Here is a 15,054-nt window from a genome sequence, read left to right as displayed (position 1 = left end):
TTAGCGTTTCTTTCCGCGGAAGAAGAAGCCGTGCAGTGACGGCTTGAGGCCGCGGTTGGCGCGATGCTCCTCGACGCGCTCGTGGATCGAAGCGACGCGCTCGATGACTTCGTCGGGAATCGGCACGTCGGGATTCATGTTCTCGACCTGGCTGACCTCGGCGGCGGAGACCTGGTCGATAATGGGCACATCGTCGTGCGAGATGACAGGTGTGGCGTCTTCCTTCATCTTGCGATAACGCTGCATCATGTCGGTCTGTAGCTGCTGGGCCGAAGGCGGCGTCCAGATGATGGCGTTGGCGCCGGCGGCGATGGTTTCACGGATGCTCTCTGGCGTCTTGCCGCCCGGCGCGATGAGCGGCAGGTTGGGATAGTGCTTGCGCAGCTCGCGTAGGACCTGGGGCGTGTTCTTGCCGGCGGCGATGTTGAGAATCTTGGCTCCAGCGCGCACCTTGGCGTGGACATCGTCGTCGCAGCGAACGACCGTAGCGATGACGGGGATGTCGGCGATGTTGGTGATGTGCTCGACCATCTCGGCGGTGGCGGGGGAGTTGACCACGCATCCCGCCGCGCCCTGCATCTCGGAGACGGCTGCCATCTGCACGGAGCGCTTACCAGTGGTGGTGCCACCGCCCACACCTACAAAGACCGGGCACTCGGCGACGGTCAGCAGCGCTTGCGTAATGGCGGGCTGCGGCGTGAAAGGGTAGACCGCAAAGACGGCATCGGCGTTGGAGTTGCGGATAACCGCGACATCGGTGGTGTAAATGAGCGACTTGATGCGGCGGCCAAAGAGCGTGAAGCCGCTGGCCTCCTCAATCTCGTCAGGCATGCGAAGGGCCGCCTTGCGCAAACGCCCGTCGATGGGCAGCGGCTCCATGGGGAGCAGTCCGTTGGGGGTCACGGCTACCTGGGGCTCGGTGAACTCGTCTGCGAGCTCGACCTCGGAGAAATCGACCGAGGCGACGATGTCCTCGTGAACCTCGGCGGGCACATCGATGGGGGCTTGGTCGCTTGCCGCGGCAGGCGTGTCGAAGGAGCTGGTGCCGACGAAGGCGTCGACGCGCTCATTTAGATCGTTGAGGGTATCCATGGAAGCTCGATTCTATGTGATGACGGCCGGCGCGATGCAGCCGGAATTGCGAATGCTAAATCGTTTGACGAGTTGATTTTTCCCCGCCGCGTCCTCCGTTAGACCGAAGGGCGGCGAACGTGAAGGAGCTGTGGTGGCGGGGATCGAGGTGCTATCTTGAAAGTCCCGTTTAAAAGAGAGGTGACGCGGTATGGAATTTTCGGCAATGTTGGGCTCGATTGGCCTATGCGTGGGCGCAATCGTAGCCGCCGCGGTCATCTACTTTGTGGTTACGGCCATTAAAGGCAAAAGGGCCGAACGCAAGGAGCGCGCGATGCTTAAACAGCATCGCGACCAGCAGGGCAAACGCGCACGGAGATAGCTTGTTGAGTTTTGGATCCGTGCGCTAGCTGCGTTTTCGGATCAGGGCAATGTAGAAGCCCTCAAATTCGCGGCTGGGCGGAATGGTGAGCGTGCCGGGCAGGCCGTTGGCGATGGCCGATACCTGACCCGCGGCGATTGCCTCGGTGAGAGCGTTGGACTCGATGCGCGGCTCTTCACCGGCATCCTGGGCGCGACGCGCTTCGCTTTCGCTCGGCGTGCCGTCGAGGGGAATGAGCTCGCAGTCCATATGCTTGTCGAGGGCCTCTTGCAGGGCGTCCTCGTTTTCCTGCGGCAAGATCGAACAAGTCGAATAGACGAGCGTGCCGCCCGGTTTGAGGGCTCCCATGGCGCGGTCCAGAAGTGCTCGCTGCGAGCGGGCGCACTTGCCGAGCAACTGCTCGGTCAGGCCGCGCAGGCTTTTCTCGTTGCCGCTGACGACGGTGCCCGTGCCGGTGCAGGGAGCGTCGAGCAGGATGCGGTCAAAGCGGAAGAACTCGTCGAGCTCGCGTGCGTCGGTGCGCATGACGGGCACGTTTTTTGCGCCTTGGCGGTGGAGGTTGGCTTCGAGCTTCTCGGCGCGGGGAATGCTCATCTCGCAGGCGGTAAGGTGCGCCTGCCCCTGCGTGAGGGCGGCGATCTGCGTCGTCTTGCCGCCAGGGGCTGCGCACATGTCCAGGATGTCCTCGCCTGCCTGGGCGCCCAGGACCAACGGCGGCATCATGGACGACAGACTTTGCAAGTAGATCTTGCCGTCGCGGTAGATGTCGAGGTCCCACAGGTCGGAAACCTGTGCCTCGGGCAGGACGAAGGCGTCTGGGTACCAGGTGACGGGGTTGTGGGCGATGCCGGCGGCATCGAGCGCCGCAGCGATGTCCTCGGCGGTTGCCTTGAGCGTGTTAGCGCGCAGCGTGACCGGGCGTGTGGCCGCGGCGCCGAAGCCCTCGATCATGAGCTCGGCATCGGCGGGCGCATAGGCGCCGGCGACCGTGTCGACCATAAAGCGCGGCAGGTCGGCGGCGCAAGGAAGGGCGGCAAGCTGGTCGGAAAGCTCGGTGGCGGCAAACTGCCTGAGCTTGAGCTCGGCCTTGACCTGCTTTTTCTGCTTACGACGACGCGGCTTGGACATCCGTCTTTCCTTCCCATTCCATTACATGTCGAGTGTTTAGTACTGGCTCTCGTGCTTGCTAAAGAAGTCGAAGCGCGGGGGCAGCGGCTTTACGCGGTGCTCGCCGGGCTTCTCGCCCAGGCTCTCCACAAACTCATCCGTGGAGGCAAAGATGTTATCCCAGCTAAAGAAAGCGACCGGGTCGAAGTCAAAGTACTCGCAGATGAGCTCGCAGCCGGCCGGCACAATACCGTGCATCAGGACGGTCGCCACGCGCAGCTCGGTAAAGGCGTCGACGAGGGCCTGCGTCATCGCGGCGTTTGCTGGCTTGCCTTCGAGCTTGTTGGCGGCCTTGGAAGCGTCGCTCCAGCGCTTGTTGGCGGCGCGCAGGTAGTCGTCGCACACGGCAAGCGCGCGGTGCGTCTCGAACTTGTACATGGCCTGCTCAAAGGCGAGGGCTGCCTGCTGGGCGGCTTCGACCACGGTGTCAGAAGCGGCACCGGCGGGGATGCAGCCGTTGCGGTAGGGGCTCTCGTCGCCTTCCTTGACGGCGACGCCGTAGAAGCAGCTGCGGGCCAGACGGTTGAACACGCCGGTCAGCAGCGCGCTCTCCTTAAGGGCCGGGTCGATAACGCGCTTGTCGTCGCAGGCGCGTACCTCGTTGCCGTCCTTGTCCTTGCCGGTCACACGCGTGTCGTATGCCTTGGGGCTAAAGCTCACCGGCTTTTCGGATAGGCCGAGCGACAGCCAGTGCGCGCGCATCTGCTCGCAGGTGTAGTGGTTGAGCAGGTCGTCTGCCGGCGGGGGAGGCGTCTGCGAGGACGAGCTGGCCTTTTTGCCCATGTAGAGCAGGTGGTAGCAGGCGCTGACGGTGCTCTGCGTGAGGTCCCAGCCCAGGGCCTCCCACATGGCGGTCTGCGCGATGCAGTAGAAATAGATGTTGTCCTGACCGATGAACTGGTAAATCTGAGCGTCGTCAGAGCACCACCAGTCGCGCCAGTCGAGCGAGCTGTGCTGGTAGGTGGGTGCGGGCACCTGCGTGGAGTCGGCGGCGGGCTCGCCCATGAGGGCGGCATCCTGGGCGGCGACGCCCTCGGTCACGCCGGCGGCCTTGGCATCGCGCGCGAGCACGGTACGCGTATAGCTGATGGGCGCCCACAGGCTCTCGGGCCAGCACCAGCAGGTGACGTCGGAGACGCCATCGACCTCGGGCACCGGAACGCCCCAGTCGATGTTGCCGGTGATGCGGAAGGGCACGAGTGCCTTGCCGCTGCGGAAGCGCACGCCACCGTTGGCGAGCACCGCGTGGGCGTCGTCGCGCTCCTTCCAGCTGGGGAAGGTGACGGTAAAGCTGCTCTTGTTGCCCTCGGGCTCCAGCACGGTGTGCTCGGGGAGCTGGTCCTCGACGGCATCGAAGGCCTCGCGGAACTTGTTCTGGATGTAGAGCTGAGCCGGCAGCAGCCACTCCTCCATGGTCTTGGAGACCACGGAGCGAACCTGCGGGTTCTGGGCGAGCTTGGCGGTGTAGGTCTTCATAAAGTCGAGGTAGGCCGGCAGGTCAAAGTAGAGATTGTCGACCGGGCGCAGCTCGGGCACCTCGCCGGTGAGCTGGCTCTTGGGCGCGATGAGCTCCTCGGGCTCAAACTGGTGGCCCAGATCGCACTCGTCGGCATAAGCCTTCTCGGACTTGCAGCCCTGGATGGGGCAGCGGCCGATGACCTGGCGGCCGTTGAGGAACGTGCCGGCCTTGGCATCGTAGAACTGCAGCGTGGAGCGCTTGGAGATGGTGCCCTGCTCGTGCAGGCGCTCGATAATCTCGGCAGTCACCTCGTTGTGGATCTGGGCCGCCGGCTCAAGGCCCGAGCCGCCGTAGATGTCGCAGCTGATGTTGTAGTTGTTGAGGGTCGCGGCCTGGCGGGAGTGATTGGACTCGACATACTCGCCGATGGACTTGTCGTAGCCCTCGTTCTCCTTGAGCTTGCGGTAGCTCTCCATGATGGGCGAACCGTAGCAGTCGGTGCCCGAGGTGAAGATGACGTTTTCGCGGCCCAGGCGGTCGCGCAGGAAGCGGGCGAAGAAGTCGGCCGGGACAAAGACGCCGCCGACGTGGCCAAAGTGCAGACCCTTGTTGCCGTAGGGCTCGCCGGCGGTAACGATGGCGCGGCGCGGCCAGCTGGGACGGTCGTTCATGGAGTATTTGGATGCCATGGGACTCCTTCGCATATAGGTAAGAGCGCGGCCGGGCACGGGGTTCGGCGGCGCGGTGGTCAATTCGTGCATATCGTTCGACATTATCGCACATGCGGGCGGGTGCGTGGCAGGGGCGCTATCCTAAGATGCTATGAATGAGATTTCCAACATACATGCGTTTGAGGACGAGGTTTTTCTGCACGCTTGCTTCGTGTGGGGGATGGCCGTGATCGCGGTGTTTGCCGTGTGCCTGGTGCCGGTGTTTATGCTGTTGGGCGGGCCTGCGGACTTGGACGCGGCTGAGGCGGGCGGCTGGACCACCGTCGTGGGCTGGATGGTCGGTGTGGCTGCGGTTTCTGCAGCGTCGTTTGCCGTGCACGAGCTGGTGCATGCGGTGTTTTTTAAGCTGCTGGCGCCTGCGGGCGCGCATGTGACCTTTGGCGCGAATCGTGAGACGGCGATGATCTATGCCTGCGCCGAGGGCGTCGTGTATTCGCGTCGGCGGTACATGGCGGTTTGCCTGGCGCCGACGGTTGTTTTGACGGTGGCGTTTGCCCTGGGGTTTGCGTTCTCGGGCTATCCGCTGCTGTGCTACCTGGCGGCTGGTCTGCACTTGTCGGGCTGCGTGGGCGATTGGTATTACGTGCGGACCATCCTGCGCGACCGCCGCATTGTCGCCTGCGAGGATACGTCCTTTGGCGTGCGCTTTTTCGGGTGAGGAGATGTTGATGAGGCCGTTGTTGTTGCACGCTTGCTGTGCGCCGTGCTCACTTGAGCCGGTTCGCTTGCTGCGCGAAGAGGGGTTTGAACCCACGATTTGCTGGACCAACCCCAATATTCAGCCGCGCGATGAATGGCAGCGCCGCTTGGACGAGCTACGCCGGTGGTGTGCCGATGGCGACATCGAGCTCATCGAAGCGGGGGAGGACCGCGAGCGCTGGGAGGCCGGCGTGGCCCCGCTGGGCGCCGATCGACCCCGTCGCTGTCGCGCGTGCTATGCCCTGCGCTTGGCCGAGGCGTGCCGCGTGGCCCAGGAGCGCGGGTTTGAGTTTGTGGGCACGACGCTCGCCGTCTCGCCGTATCAGCTGTTCGATACCTGCAATGATGTTTTGGAGCGTCTGGCTGTCGCCCGCGGTCTCACCCCGGTGATTCGCGATTTTCGCCCGTATTATCCCGAGGCCACGCGTCGTTCGCGTGAGCTGGGCATGTATCGGCAGAATTACTGCGGCTGCCGATTCTCGGCCGTCGAGGCGGCCATGGACCGCGCTCGCATCCGCGACGAGCGCAAAGCGTCCAAAAAGTAGTTCTTTTGAGCTGGCAGCCTGCTAGGATGTAGAGCGGACTTTAGCTATATAAGGAGTATCCGACGTGTCTATGCGTACCGATGATTTTGACTACAACCTTCCTGAGGAACTGATCGCCCAGGCTCCTGCCGAGCCGCGCGACTCCTGCCGCCTGCTGGTGGTGGATCGCAAAGGCTCCCAGGCGGGGAAGCCGCTGGAGCACGGCGGTACCGTTGAGCACCGCATCTTCCGCGACATCATCGACTATATCGAGCCGGGCGATGTGCTCGTCATCAACCAGACGCGCGTGATGCCGGCCCGCCTGATCGGTCGCAAGGCCGGCTCGGGTGGCGTGGTCGAGACGCTGCTGCTCAAGCGCCGTGAGGATGTGGATCCGCTCGGCCATGTGTGGGAGTGCCTGGTCAAGCCGGGCAAGCGCCTGAAGCCCGGTGCTCAGATTGAGTATCGCGCCGGTGGCGCCCATGCGCCCGAGGGGGCTCCCGTGGTGCTGACGGCCGAGGTCATCGACTTTGTCACCGATAGCCGCGGTGGCCGTCTGGTGCGCTTTGAGCCGGCCGGTTGCAATGCCGCCGGCGACCCTTGCACGCTCGACGAGGCCATCCATGCTGCCGGCCACGTGCCGCTGCCGCCCTACATTACCGATTACGAGGGCGACCCCGAGAAGTACCAGACCGTCTACGCCATGAAGGAAGAGCACTCGGCTGCCGCTCCCACGGCGGGTCTGCACTTTACGCCCGAGCTTATGGCTGCCATCGAGGCCAAGGGTGCCAAGTTTGCCGCCGTCGAACTCGAGGTGGGCATCGATACCTTCCGTCTGGTGGAGGAGGACGATCCCACGCAGCATGTGATGCACACCGAGCGCTACCACGTGTCGCAGGAGGTTGTCGACGCCGTGCATAAGGCGAAGGCCGAGGGCCATCGTGTGATTGCTGTCGGTACCACGGCGGTGCGCTCGCTCGAGAGCGCGTTTGACGCCGATGCTCCGGTGTCCGATCCGGCTGTGACGGCGCGCTATTTTGAAGGCCTCGAGGACGGCGCCGACACGCTCGGCCGCGGTGACATCGTGGTGCGCGAGAACGCCACGACGCAGCTCTACCTCATGCCCGGCTCGACCTATCACGTGGTCGACGCGCTGATCACGAACTTCCACGTGCCGCGCTCCACGCTCATGATGCTCGTAAGCGCGCTTGCCACCCGCGACCAGATCATGGATGCCTACGCCGCCGCCATCGAGGAGCGCTACCGCTTCTTCAGCTTTGGCGACGCCATGCTCATTTTGTAGGTTACGGCGTTTTCCAAACGCCGTAACCGGCCGACGCTGCGCGGGCCGCATTTGGACAATCTGACGTTCAACTTCAAGGGCGCGACCAGAAGGTCAGCGCCCTTTCGTTTCACGTCACCTTGTCTCAAATGCGACCCGCTCGCTGTCGTTGCCAAAACACCGGCATTTCTTTGGTTGTCAAGAGGATGCCGCTCTAGCGGGTTTTCGCTGTCCGCGCCAAAACATCGGCGTCGCCTTTGTTGGCACTTGGGGACGTTCCTTATGTGCCGGCACCTGGGGACAGTCCTTGTAATCGTTGGGGAGTGGTTACTTGCTCGCGAACAGCCAGATCAAGATGATCACGAGAACTACGGCAACGATGCAGACGATGGCGCCGGTGAATTTGATGCGTGAGTCGCGGGTACGTTCGCGCACCGCGTCCTCGGTGGCCTCGAGCTGGGCGACTTCTCGCTCGGTCTCGGTGTGTTCGGCTTTGTCTCGGGCCAAGGATCCTGCAAGCGACTCAGTGATCTCTGGGTGGTCGTGCACTTCGGTCGCCTGTTCGATGATCGACTGCGCATGTGCGGCATCTGCTTGGGCGTTGGCGATGCTCTGCTCCTGGTCGCGGCGTGCCTTGTCCTCGGCAGTGATCTTCTCGCGCAGTTCGCGCTGACGAGTCGCGGCGGCTGTCTTCGCCGTCTGCAGCTCGTCGCGCGCGGCATCGGCTTCGGTCGTCACGGCTTGGTGCGCGCGTTTTGCGTCGGCGATAGGGGCTTGAGCCTGCTCGACGGCCTGCTCGGCTGCGGCAAGCGAGTGCTCAAGGTCGGCGGTGATGCGCGGGACATCTTCTTCGGCTTTACGCAGGGCATCTGCCGTGTCGGAAATCTGCATCGAGAGCTCGCTGGTGCGCACCGTATAGTTGGCGGGATTTGCCGAGGGATTGCGTTGCAGCTCGGCATACTCATGACGCAGCGTCTCGAGCTGGGCGCGCGTGGCGTCGACGGTTTGTTGTGCGGCGGCAATGCCGGCGTCTCGCTCTGCCTTCACCTTGTCGCGGATGCGCTTGGAATCCTCAAGACGTCGAACGAGGCGGTTGCCGGTCTCGCGCGAGCTCGCCTCGCGGGCCTCCACGGCATCGAGCGCGGCCTTCAGACGGAGCTCAGTCGCGTCATCCTCTGTCTTCATTTGTTCGAGCTGACCCTTGAGCTCTGTCGCTTTGGAGGCGTGGGCATCACGGTCAATCTCGGCGGCCGCTGCAGTCTTTTGGGCCGTGGCAATCGCCTGGCGCTGGTCGGCGACGATCTGGTCGTAGCGGCCTGCGATATCCTGGCGCGTCTCGAGTTCCTCGGCCTGATCGGCAATGCGCTGCTCAAGTTCGGCCAGGTGGGCGCGGGCATCGGCAAGTGCCTTTTTCGCGGCGTTCATCTCGCGCATGGCCGAGGCACCCTGGGCGATAAAGGTGCCCACGGCGTTCGCAGTGTTCGAGACAGCGGTCCCCAGATCGCGGCTCGCGGCGGAGGAGTGCGGGGCGGTCGGGCGAGCGGTGTCGGCAGCGTCCGCATCGGCAGCCTGCGGCACGGCGATATTGCCGGTACCGCCCTCGATTACAGAAAAGCCTGCTGCGTGCGGGTCGACCGCATCGGCGCCAATCGTGGGATGCTCGAGCTGCAGAAACGAGGGCATGGTGCTGCCCTGGTCGGCAACCGGAGTCTCGCCGGGTACGAAGGTCGAGGCTGCCTCGGCGGCCTCCTCTTCCTCGGCGTCAACGTCAGCGTCGGCCACGGCGTCTTTCATCGCTTTGACGGCATCCATCATGGAGTCCATGACGGCGTCGAGCTCTTCTTCCGAAGACACCTCGATGGGGCCTGCTGCTTGCGGAGCGTTCTCAGCCTTGGGCTCAGTATCGCTCGGGTCCGGCTGCTCTAGCTGCTCTTCTTTGTCTTGCTCTGCGGCGACATTTGCGTCTGCGGCCTCGTCTGCGGCGGCAGGAGCCTCCTCGACAGCGGTATCAATGCCGCCATCGCTTCTGGTGGAAGTATCGCAGTCGTCAATGGTGTCTGCGGAGTTATCAATATGCTGTTGAGTCTGGGGGTCCAGCTCGTCTGTCATAGGCATGTGCTCCTCATCGTTGTTTGTCACCCTATGATAAAGTCTCGCGCCGACATCCCGCGCACTGCAGCAAAGTTTCAAAACGTGTTCGATGGCTCGTGTCGATAGCAAAAACTCGGCCACTTTATCCAGTTTGTACTTGACAATCCCTTCGCCGAAAGACGTTATGCCGTTCGCCTACCGAGGCCTTTTCTATTCACTTGAACACGCTAAAGTTGCATGTCAGCTTTTGGCGCGTGAAGTTGGATGCGCGCAGTCGACGGGCGGGCCCGTCGCGATTTGAAAGGACTTTGTATGGGACTTTTCACTGGTAAGACCGTGATCGTCACCGGCGGCGGCAAGGCCACGCTCAAGGACGGCTCCGCTGGCTCCATCGGTTACGGCATCGATATCGCTTTTGCCAAGGAGGGCGCGAACCTCGTCATCACCGGCCGCAACGTTGCCAAGCTCGAGGCCGCCAAGGAGTCTCTCGAGGCTGAGTACGGCGTTAAGGTTCTTCCTGTTCAGGCCGATGTCTCCGCCGGTCAGGACAACGAGGCCGTCGTGCAGAACGTTATCGACAAGGCGATTGAGGAGTTCGGTCGCATCGACGCCGTCGTTAACAACGCTCAGGCCAGCGCCTCGGGCGTGACCATCGCCGACCACACCATGGATCAGTTTAACCTGGCCATTTACTCCGGTCTGTATGCCACCTATCTGTACATGCAGAAGGCCTATCCGCACCTGAAGGAGACCAAGGGCTCCGTGGTCAACTTTGCTTCGGGCGCCGGCCTGTTTGGCAACTACGGCCAGTGCAGCTATGCTGCCGCCAAGGAGGGCATCCGCGGCCTGACTCGCGTCGCCGCCAACGAGTGGGGCAAGGACGGCATCAACGTCAACATCGTTTGCCCGCTTGCTTGGACCGCCGCGCTCGAGAACTTCCAAGATGCCTATCCCGAGGCGTTCAAGGCCAACGTCCACATGCCGCCGGCAGGCCACTACGGCGACGTCGAGAAGGAAATCGGCCGCGTTGTCGTTCAGCTCTGCGGTCCCGACTTTAAGTATATGAACGGCGAGACCGTCACCCTCGAGGGTGGCATGGGCCAGCGTCCTTAGGGGTTCCGCCGTTCTACCGAACGGCGGACCGGCCGACGCTGCGCGGGCCGCATTTGGACAATCTGCCGTTCAATTTCAAGGGCGCGACCAGAAGGTCAGCGCCCTTTCATTTCACGGCACCTTGTCTCAAATGCGACCCGCTCGCTGACGTTGCCAAAATATCGGCGTTGCCGTGGCTGGTAAATAGCTCCACTCATCGGGGACGTACTTAAATGAGTGCCCGCAGAATGAAAGTGGATAATCTCCCGTTTTTGGGCTGTGCTTTGGGCAAAAGTGGGAGATTATCCACGCTCATCCGGTAAGCGTCCAAAAATCCACGCTCATTTGCCGTGTCCCTGCCGTATCCTCCTCGCACCAGTTTCTGTCGAGTCGGTGCTTCTTGCGGGTTGCCCGTATAATGGTTTGCGTATGAGCCGCAACCAAGGAGTTCCAGTTTATGGATCAAAACCTGTTTAAATTCGACCTGATCGCCGAGGACCCGACGACGCACGCGCGTGCCGGCGTGCTGCACACCCCGCATGGCGACATCGAGACGCCGATCTTTATGCCCGTGGGCACCAAGGCAAACGTTAAGGGCATTCCCACCGAGACCGTCAAGCAGCTCGGCGCCCAGATCGTGCTTGCCAATACTTATCACCTGTCCATGCGTCCCGGCGAGGACACCATCGCCGAGCTGGGCGGACTGCACAAGTTTATGAACTGGCACGGCCCCATCCTCACCGACTCGGGCGGTTTCCAGGTGTTCAGCCACAACGACGCGGTCAAGCTCACCGACGAGGGCGTGCGCTTTATCGTCAACGACTACGACGGCCGCCACGTGTTCTGGACACCCGAGGACAACATGGAAATCGCCATGAAACTCGGCTCCGACATCTGCATGCAGCTCGACCAGTGCCCGGGCTATCCCGCCACGCGCGCCTACGTTGAGCGCGCCGTTGAGCTGTCGAGTATGTGGGCCGAGCGCTGCTACAAGGCGCATACCCGCGATGACCAGGCGCTCTTTGGTATCGTTCAGGGCGGCATGCACCTGGATCTGCGCCTGCGTTCGCTGCGCCATCTGGAGGAGTGCGGCGACTTCCCGGGCTATGGTATCGGCGGCTACTCGGTGGGCGAGGATCACGAGACCATGTTCGAGACCCTGGCACCGCTCGTGAGCGAGTACATGCCCAAGCATAAGCCGCGCTACCTGATGGGTGTCGGCAACCCCACCACGCTCGTGCGCGGCGTGGGTGTGGGCATCGACATGTTCGACTGCGTGCTGCCGACGCGCACCGGCCGCATGGGTACGGCATTCTCTAGCGAGGGTCGCCTCAACTTCCGCAACGCCCGCTTTGCGCACGACGATGGCCCCATCGATCCCACCTGCACCTGCCCGGTGTGCACGGGCGGCTACAGCCGCGCGCTCATCCGCCACATGGTCACGCAGAAGGAGATGCTCGGCGGCATTTTGCTGTCGATGCACAACATCTACTACTTGCTTAACCTTATGCAGCGTGCTCGCCAGGCCATTATCGAGGGCCGCTATGGCGCATTTGTGAGCGATTGGATGAATAGCCCTGCCGCGGTGGATTACTAAGGGCGAAAGACACGCTTGCAGAGCGTGGGCAACGGCAAAGGCTGAGCGGCAGCTGCTCGTCACATTCGCTGACGCCGGCTGCGCGACCGCTGACCGATGCCTTGCAAGCGCATGATGCATCGTGGGTACCATACCGACTAGTTGATGTTCGGGCGGGTGTTTGGCGCATGGCGTCGACCCCGCTCGCTTTTCTTTTTCTCGATAGGAGTACCCATGATTAAGAATGAGAACGTCGAGGGCGAGCCCGCCTACGACGAGACGTACCGCCGCGGCCCCGTGGTCATGCGCGGCCCCATGATTCCTAAGGACAATACGTACGCCAACCTGCTGGCGCCCGAGGATTCAACCGACTGGTTGCATGTCGATCCGTGGCGTGTGCTGCGCATTCAAGCCGAGTTTGTCGATGGCTTTGGCGCGCTTGCCGAGCTCGGGCCTGCGGTGACCATCTTCGGTAGCGCCCGCACGCCCAAGACCGATCCGCTCTACAAGGCGGCGCGCATGGTTGGACGAAAGATCGCCCAGCGCGGCGTGGCCGTGATCACCGGCGGCGGCCCCGGCATCATGGAGGCGGCCAACAGGGGAGCGGCGAGTGCCAACGGCAAATCGGTCGGCTTGGGGATCGAGCTCCCGCACGAGCACGGGCTCAACAAATACGTGAACCTGGGCATGGACTTCCGCTACTTCTTTGTGCGCAAGACCATGTTCGTCAAATACAGCTCGGGCGCCATCGTGTTTCCCGGAGGTTTTGGTACGCTCGACGAGATGTTCGAGGTGCTCACGCTGGTGCAGACGCACAAGGTCAAGCGCATGCCGCTTGTGCTGGTAGGCAGTGAGTACTGGCAGGGCCTGTTCGACTGGCTCAACGGCCCGGTGATGGACGCCGGTATGATCAGCCCGCTCGATCCGGAGCTGGTGCACATTACCGACGACCTCGACGAGGCAGTCGACATCGCCCTGAGCGGGCTGAAGTAGGGCGAGCGTGCCTGTTGTTGTAGTAATGAGAACGGCAGACTGATGCTATTTAACATCACTCTGCCATCTAAACTGGGTATACTGATGCAAAAGACGAGGCGAGGAGGTCGCGTATGTCTACTGCAACGGTTAAGCCTACGACGGTTCGCATCGAAGAGGGGCTCAAGGAACAGGCGACTGAGTTTTTGGATTCGGTTGGTCTGAGTCTCAATTCGTATCTCAACCTTGCTGTTCGGCAGCTTGTAAATCAGCGGAAGATTCCGTTTGAAATTGTGGGTCGATCCGAAGTTCCCAACGAGGTGACGAGGCGCGCCATGGTGATCGCCGAGGCCCACGAGCTGGGGATTCTGCCAGACGACAGCCCGGCGTTCGATAACGTGAATAATCTGATGTCGTTCCTTGATGAGGACTAGCGATGTTTGAGATTAAGGTCGAGGCTCAGTTTAAGACGGATTACAAGCGAACGATGCGCATTCATCCGCAGCTAAAATCCGAGTTTAAGGCGGCGGTCGCAGAGCTGGCGGCTCACGGCTCGCTTCCTACGGAATATGGCGTCCACGAGCTCTCAAACCCAGGCGGCAATTACAACGGCCATATCGACTTTCATCTATCCGATGGCATGGTCGATGTGGTCGTTCTCTATCTGCCGCATAAGACTAATCCGGTGATCCGACTGGTGAGAATGGGCTCGCATGAGGAGTTATTTCAGGGCCCGCAGGGCTGATTGCTCGCTTATGTTTCGCGGGGGAATAGGGATTGATTCGCGGCCGATTGGCCAAAAACGGCCCCTATTCCACCGTAACTGTTGGAGACGTCCCGTTCGTGGCTGCGACCTCCGGTTCTCCTCTTCGCTGGATTTCGCTTAAAAGCTCGGCTGCAACTTCGCTGCTTTTGAAACGGATGCTGCAGTCCTCTTTCTTAGGAAAGGCCAGTAATGGAATAGTTCCGTACCAGACAGTTTCCTCGTCAATCACTGATGCGCACAGGCGTCCTTCGGCTTTGATGAGATAACTGACGTTCATCTCGGCAAAAATCGCTTTCACGTCATCGCGCGGAGTCGAAGCAATTGAAATCTCAAGGGCAATCCCACGGGCGGCGGCGCCTGTGAGTACGGCAGTGAGCTTTGCGAGGCATGCAGCGGATGCGTAGGGCGCGGCAATAAAAATGCTTTTCGTTGCGCGCGCGATGTCATCTGCTAAGGCCTCCACGGCCCTTGCCGGCCTAACGAGGATGTTTTGATCGGCCCGTTTGTTGTCATTTGCTGCAAAGACTTCATACCCCAGCTTGGCGTAGGTCTTGAGTCTCTTCTGGTACATGCGCGCGAGCATGGGTATCGACAAATCAACATAGTCGAATATCTCAACCTGCTGCTTGCCCTCGTGACTTCTATGTAGCCTGCCTGCCTGCTGCGTTATGCTGCCGTCCCAAGATATCGGTGTGGCAATGAGCAGAGTGTCAAGGTAAGACAGGTCGAAACCCTCGCCCAGAAGGCCTTCGGTTGCGATGATAATTCGATGCTCATGCTCGAAGCCGGGAAGGCTGTTCAGTATTGCCTTTCTTTCTTTGGCGTCGATTTCTCCGGTTAAGAGTATAGGTTCGTGTCCGCGGCTTTGAAGCAGCCTACATAGCTCTTCGGCATGTTTTTTCCTTTTGGATAGCACAAGCGGATGTCGACCGTTTGACGCGGTCTCGAGGGCATCGTCGACAATTGCTTCGTTTCTCGCTGTGTGCGCACACAGGAGATCGAGAACTTGATTAAAGGACGCCCCTGGTTCGTAGGCGGGTAGTCGAACTCCGGTAAAACGCGGCCTAACAACGCGCTGAATTCCCTGTTGGATTGCTTGCGTTTTTGGATCAATGACATGGCGAAGCGGGCCGCAGAGCATTGAGAGTGCTCGCGTGAGTCCGTCCGAGCGTTCGGGCGTCGCGGAAAGGCGGTTGATTTCCGATCTCAGCCGAACACATTGAGCAAATAGGCCATTCCCGC

General features: G+C 61.6%; 14 protein-coding genes. 9 read left to right on the top strand and 5 right to left on the bottom strand.

Annotated elements, in window-relative coordinates; translation table 11 throughout:
* Positions 1 to 1,092, bottom strand: coding sequence for a hypothetical protein (locus tag DW754_RS05805; RefSeq protein WP_117758766.1), 1,092 nt, complete (start codon positions 1,090 to 1,092; stop codon positions 1 to 3).
* A 190-nt stretch (positions 1,093 to 1,282) separates the two neighbouring features.
* On the opposite strand from DW754_RS05805, the gene DW754_RS10935 reads away from it, so the two are divergent.
* Entirely contained in the window at positions 1,283 to 1,453 is a 171-nt protein-coding gene (locus tag DW754_RS10935; protein ID WP_158557554.1) for a hypothetical protein, read from the top strand.
* A gap of 24 nt (positions 1,454 to 1,477) precedes the next feature.
* Here DW754_RS10935 and DW754_RS05800 read toward each other — a convergent pair whose 3' ends face one another.
* The gene (locus DW754_RS05800; protein ID WP_117758767.1) at positions 1,478 to 2,581 is read right to left on the bottom strand and encodes an RsmB/NOP family class I SAM-dependent RNA methyltransferase; all 1,104 of its coding nucleotides are present in this window, start codon (positions 2,579 to 2,581) and stop codon (positions 1,478 to 1,480) included.
* A 36-nt stretch (positions 2,582 to 2,617) separates the two neighbouring features.
* Entirely contained in the window at positions 2,618 to 4,768 is a 2,151-nt protein-coding gene (locus DW754_RS05795) for a methionine--tRNA ligase (RefSeq protein WP_117758768.1), read from the bottom strand.
* Positions 4,769 to 4,901: 133 nt separating this feature from the next.
* Between DW754_RS05795 and DW754_RS05790 the strand changes: the two genes are divergently transcribed.
* The 3 genes from DW754_RS05790 (at position 4,902) to queA (ending at position 7,336) form a co-directional block, all read left to right on the top strand.
* Positions 4,902 to 5,468, top strand: a complete 567-nt coding sequence (locus DW754_RS05790) for a DUF3267 domain-containing protein (protein WP_117758769.1) — start codon at positions 4,902 to 4,904, stop codon at positions 5,466 to 5,468.
* 10 nt (positions 5,469 to 5,478) lie between these two features.
* Positions 5,479 to 6,054, top strand: a complete 576-nt coding sequence (locus DW754_RS05785) for an epoxyqueuosine reductase QueH (RefSeq protein ID WP_117758770.1) — start codon at positions 5,479 to 5,481, stop codon at positions 6,052 to 6,054.
* Between the two features lie 70 nt (positions 6,055 to 6,124).
* Complete coding sequence (gene queA, locus DW754_RS05780) at positions 6,125 to 7,336, top strand: tRNA preQ1(34) S-adenosylmethionine ribosyltransferase-isomerase QueA (protein ID WP_117758777.1); 1,212 nt, start codon at positions 6,125 to 6,127, stop codon at positions 7,334 to 7,336.
* Between the two features lie 306 nt (positions 7,337 to 7,642).
* On the opposite strand, the gene DW754_RS05775 is transcribed toward queA, so the two are convergent.
* Positions 7,643 to 9,424 carry a hypothetical protein gene (locus tag DW754_RS05775; protein WP_117758771.1) on the bottom strand — a complete coding sequence of 594 codons (1,782 nt, stop codon included), beginning with the start codon at positions 9,422 to 9,424 and terminating at the stop codon, positions 7,643 to 7,645.
* A gap of 294 nt (positions 9,425 to 9,718) precedes the next feature.
* Between DW754_RS05775 and DW754_RS05770 the strand changes: the two genes are divergently transcribed.
* From DW754_RS05770 to DW754_RS05750, 5 genes are all read left to right on the top strand, one after another.
* Positions 9,719 to 10,519, top strand: a complete 801-nt coding sequence (locus DW754_RS05770) for an SDR family NAD(P)-dependent oxidoreductase (protein WP_006235414.1) — start codon at positions 9,719 to 9,721, stop codon at positions 10,517 to 10,519.
* 436 nt (positions 10,520 to 10,955) lie between these two features.
* The gene (gene tgt, locus DW754_RS05765; RefSeq protein WP_022093813.1) at positions 10,956 to 12,095 is read left to right on the top strand and encodes a tRNA guanosine(34) transglycosylase Tgt; all 1,140 of its coding nucleotides are present in this window, start codon (positions 10,956 to 10,958) and stop codon (positions 12,093 to 12,095) included.
* 213 nt (positions 12,096 to 12,308) lie between these two features.
* Positions 12,309 to 13,067: a TIGR00730 family Rossman fold protein gene (locus DW754_RS05760; protein ID WP_117758772.1), complete on the top strand. Its 759-nt coding sequence runs from the start codon at positions 12,309 to 12,311 to the stop codon at positions 13,065 to 13,067.
* Positions 13,068 to 13,180: 113 nt separating this feature from the next.
* A complete protein-coding gene (locus DW754_RS05755; RefSeq protein WP_117758773.1) occupies positions 13,181 to 13,480 on the top strand; it encodes a type II toxin-antitoxin system RelB/DinJ family antitoxin in 300 nt (99 codons plus the stop codon).
* Between the two features lie 2 nt (positions 13,481 to 13,482).
* The gene (locus tag DW754_RS05750) at positions 13,483 to 13,791 is read left to right on the top strand and encodes a type II toxin-antitoxin system YafQ family toxin (protein WP_117758774.1); all 309 of its coding nucleotides are present in this window, start codon (positions 13,483 to 13,485) and stop codon (positions 13,789 to 13,791) included.
* Positions 13,792 to 13,855: 64 nt separating this feature from the next.
* Here the strand turns inward: DW754_RS05750 and DW754_RS05745 are convergent.
* Positions 13,856 to 15,054 (bottom strand): helicase-related protein (locus DW754_RS05745; protein ID WP_233508890.1); only part of this gene is annotated, 1,199 nt, incomplete at its 5' end.

Origin of the sequence: Collinsella sp. AM29-10AC (assembly GCF_003469085.1) — a bacterium.
In the GTDB taxonomy this organism is placed as follows: Bacteria; Actinomycetota; Coriobacteriia; order Coriobacteriales; family Coriobacteriaceae; genus Collinsella.
Note: the sequence above shows the minus strand (reverse complement) of the source record. Positions and strands in the feature narration are given on the sequence as shown.

Coding starts and splice junctions, on each gene's coding strand:
- DW754_RS05770 (WP_006235414.1), top strand. CDS start 9,719: ATGGGACTTTTCACTGGTAAGACCGTGATCGTCACCGGCGGCGGCAAG.
- DW754_RS05790 (WP_117758769.1), top strand. CDS start 4,902: ATGAATGAGATTTCCAACATACATGCGTTTGAGGACGAGGTTTTTCTG.
- DW754_RS05750 (WP_117758774.1), top strand. CDS start 13,483: ATGTTTGAGATTAAGGTCGAGGCTCAGTTTAAGACGGATTACAAGCGA.
- DW754_RS05775 (WP_117758771.1), bottom strand. CDS start 9,424: ATGACAGACGAGCTGGACCCCCAGACTCAACAGCATATTGATAACTCC.
- DW754_RS05805 (WP_117758766.1), bottom strand. CDS start 1,092: ATGGATACCCTCAACGATCTAAATGAGCGCGTCGACGCCTTCGTCGGC.
- DW754_RS10935 (WP_158557554.1), top strand. CDS start 1,283: ATGGAATTTTCGGCAATGTTGGGCTCGATTGGCCTATGCGTGGGCGCA.
- tgt (WP_022093813.1), top strand. CDS start 10,956: ATGGATCAAAACCTGTTTAAATTCGACCTGATCGCCGAGGACCCGACG.
- DW754_RS05785 (WP_117758770.1), top strand. CDS start 5,479: ATGAGGCCGTTGTTGTTGCACGCTTGCTGTGCGCCGTGCTCACTTGAG.
- DW754_RS05755 (WP_117758773.1), top strand. CDS start 13,181: ATGTCTACTGCAACGGTTAAGCCTACGACGGTTCGCATCGAAGAGGGG.
- queA (WP_117758777.1), top strand. CDS start 6,125: ATGCGTACCGATGATTTTGACTACAACCTTCCTGAGGAACTGATCGCC.
- DW754_RS05800 (WP_117758767.1), bottom strand. CDS start 2,581: ATGTCCAAGCCGCGTCGTCGTAAGCAGAAAAAGCAGGTCAAGGCCGAG.
- DW754_RS05795 (WP_117758768.1), bottom strand. CDS start 4,768: ATGGCATCCAAATACTCCATGAACGACCGTCCCAGCTGGCCGCGCCGC.
- DW754_RS05760 (WP_117758772.1), top strand. CDS start 12,309: ATGATTAAGAATGAGAACGTCGAGGGCGAGCCCGCCTACGACGAGACG.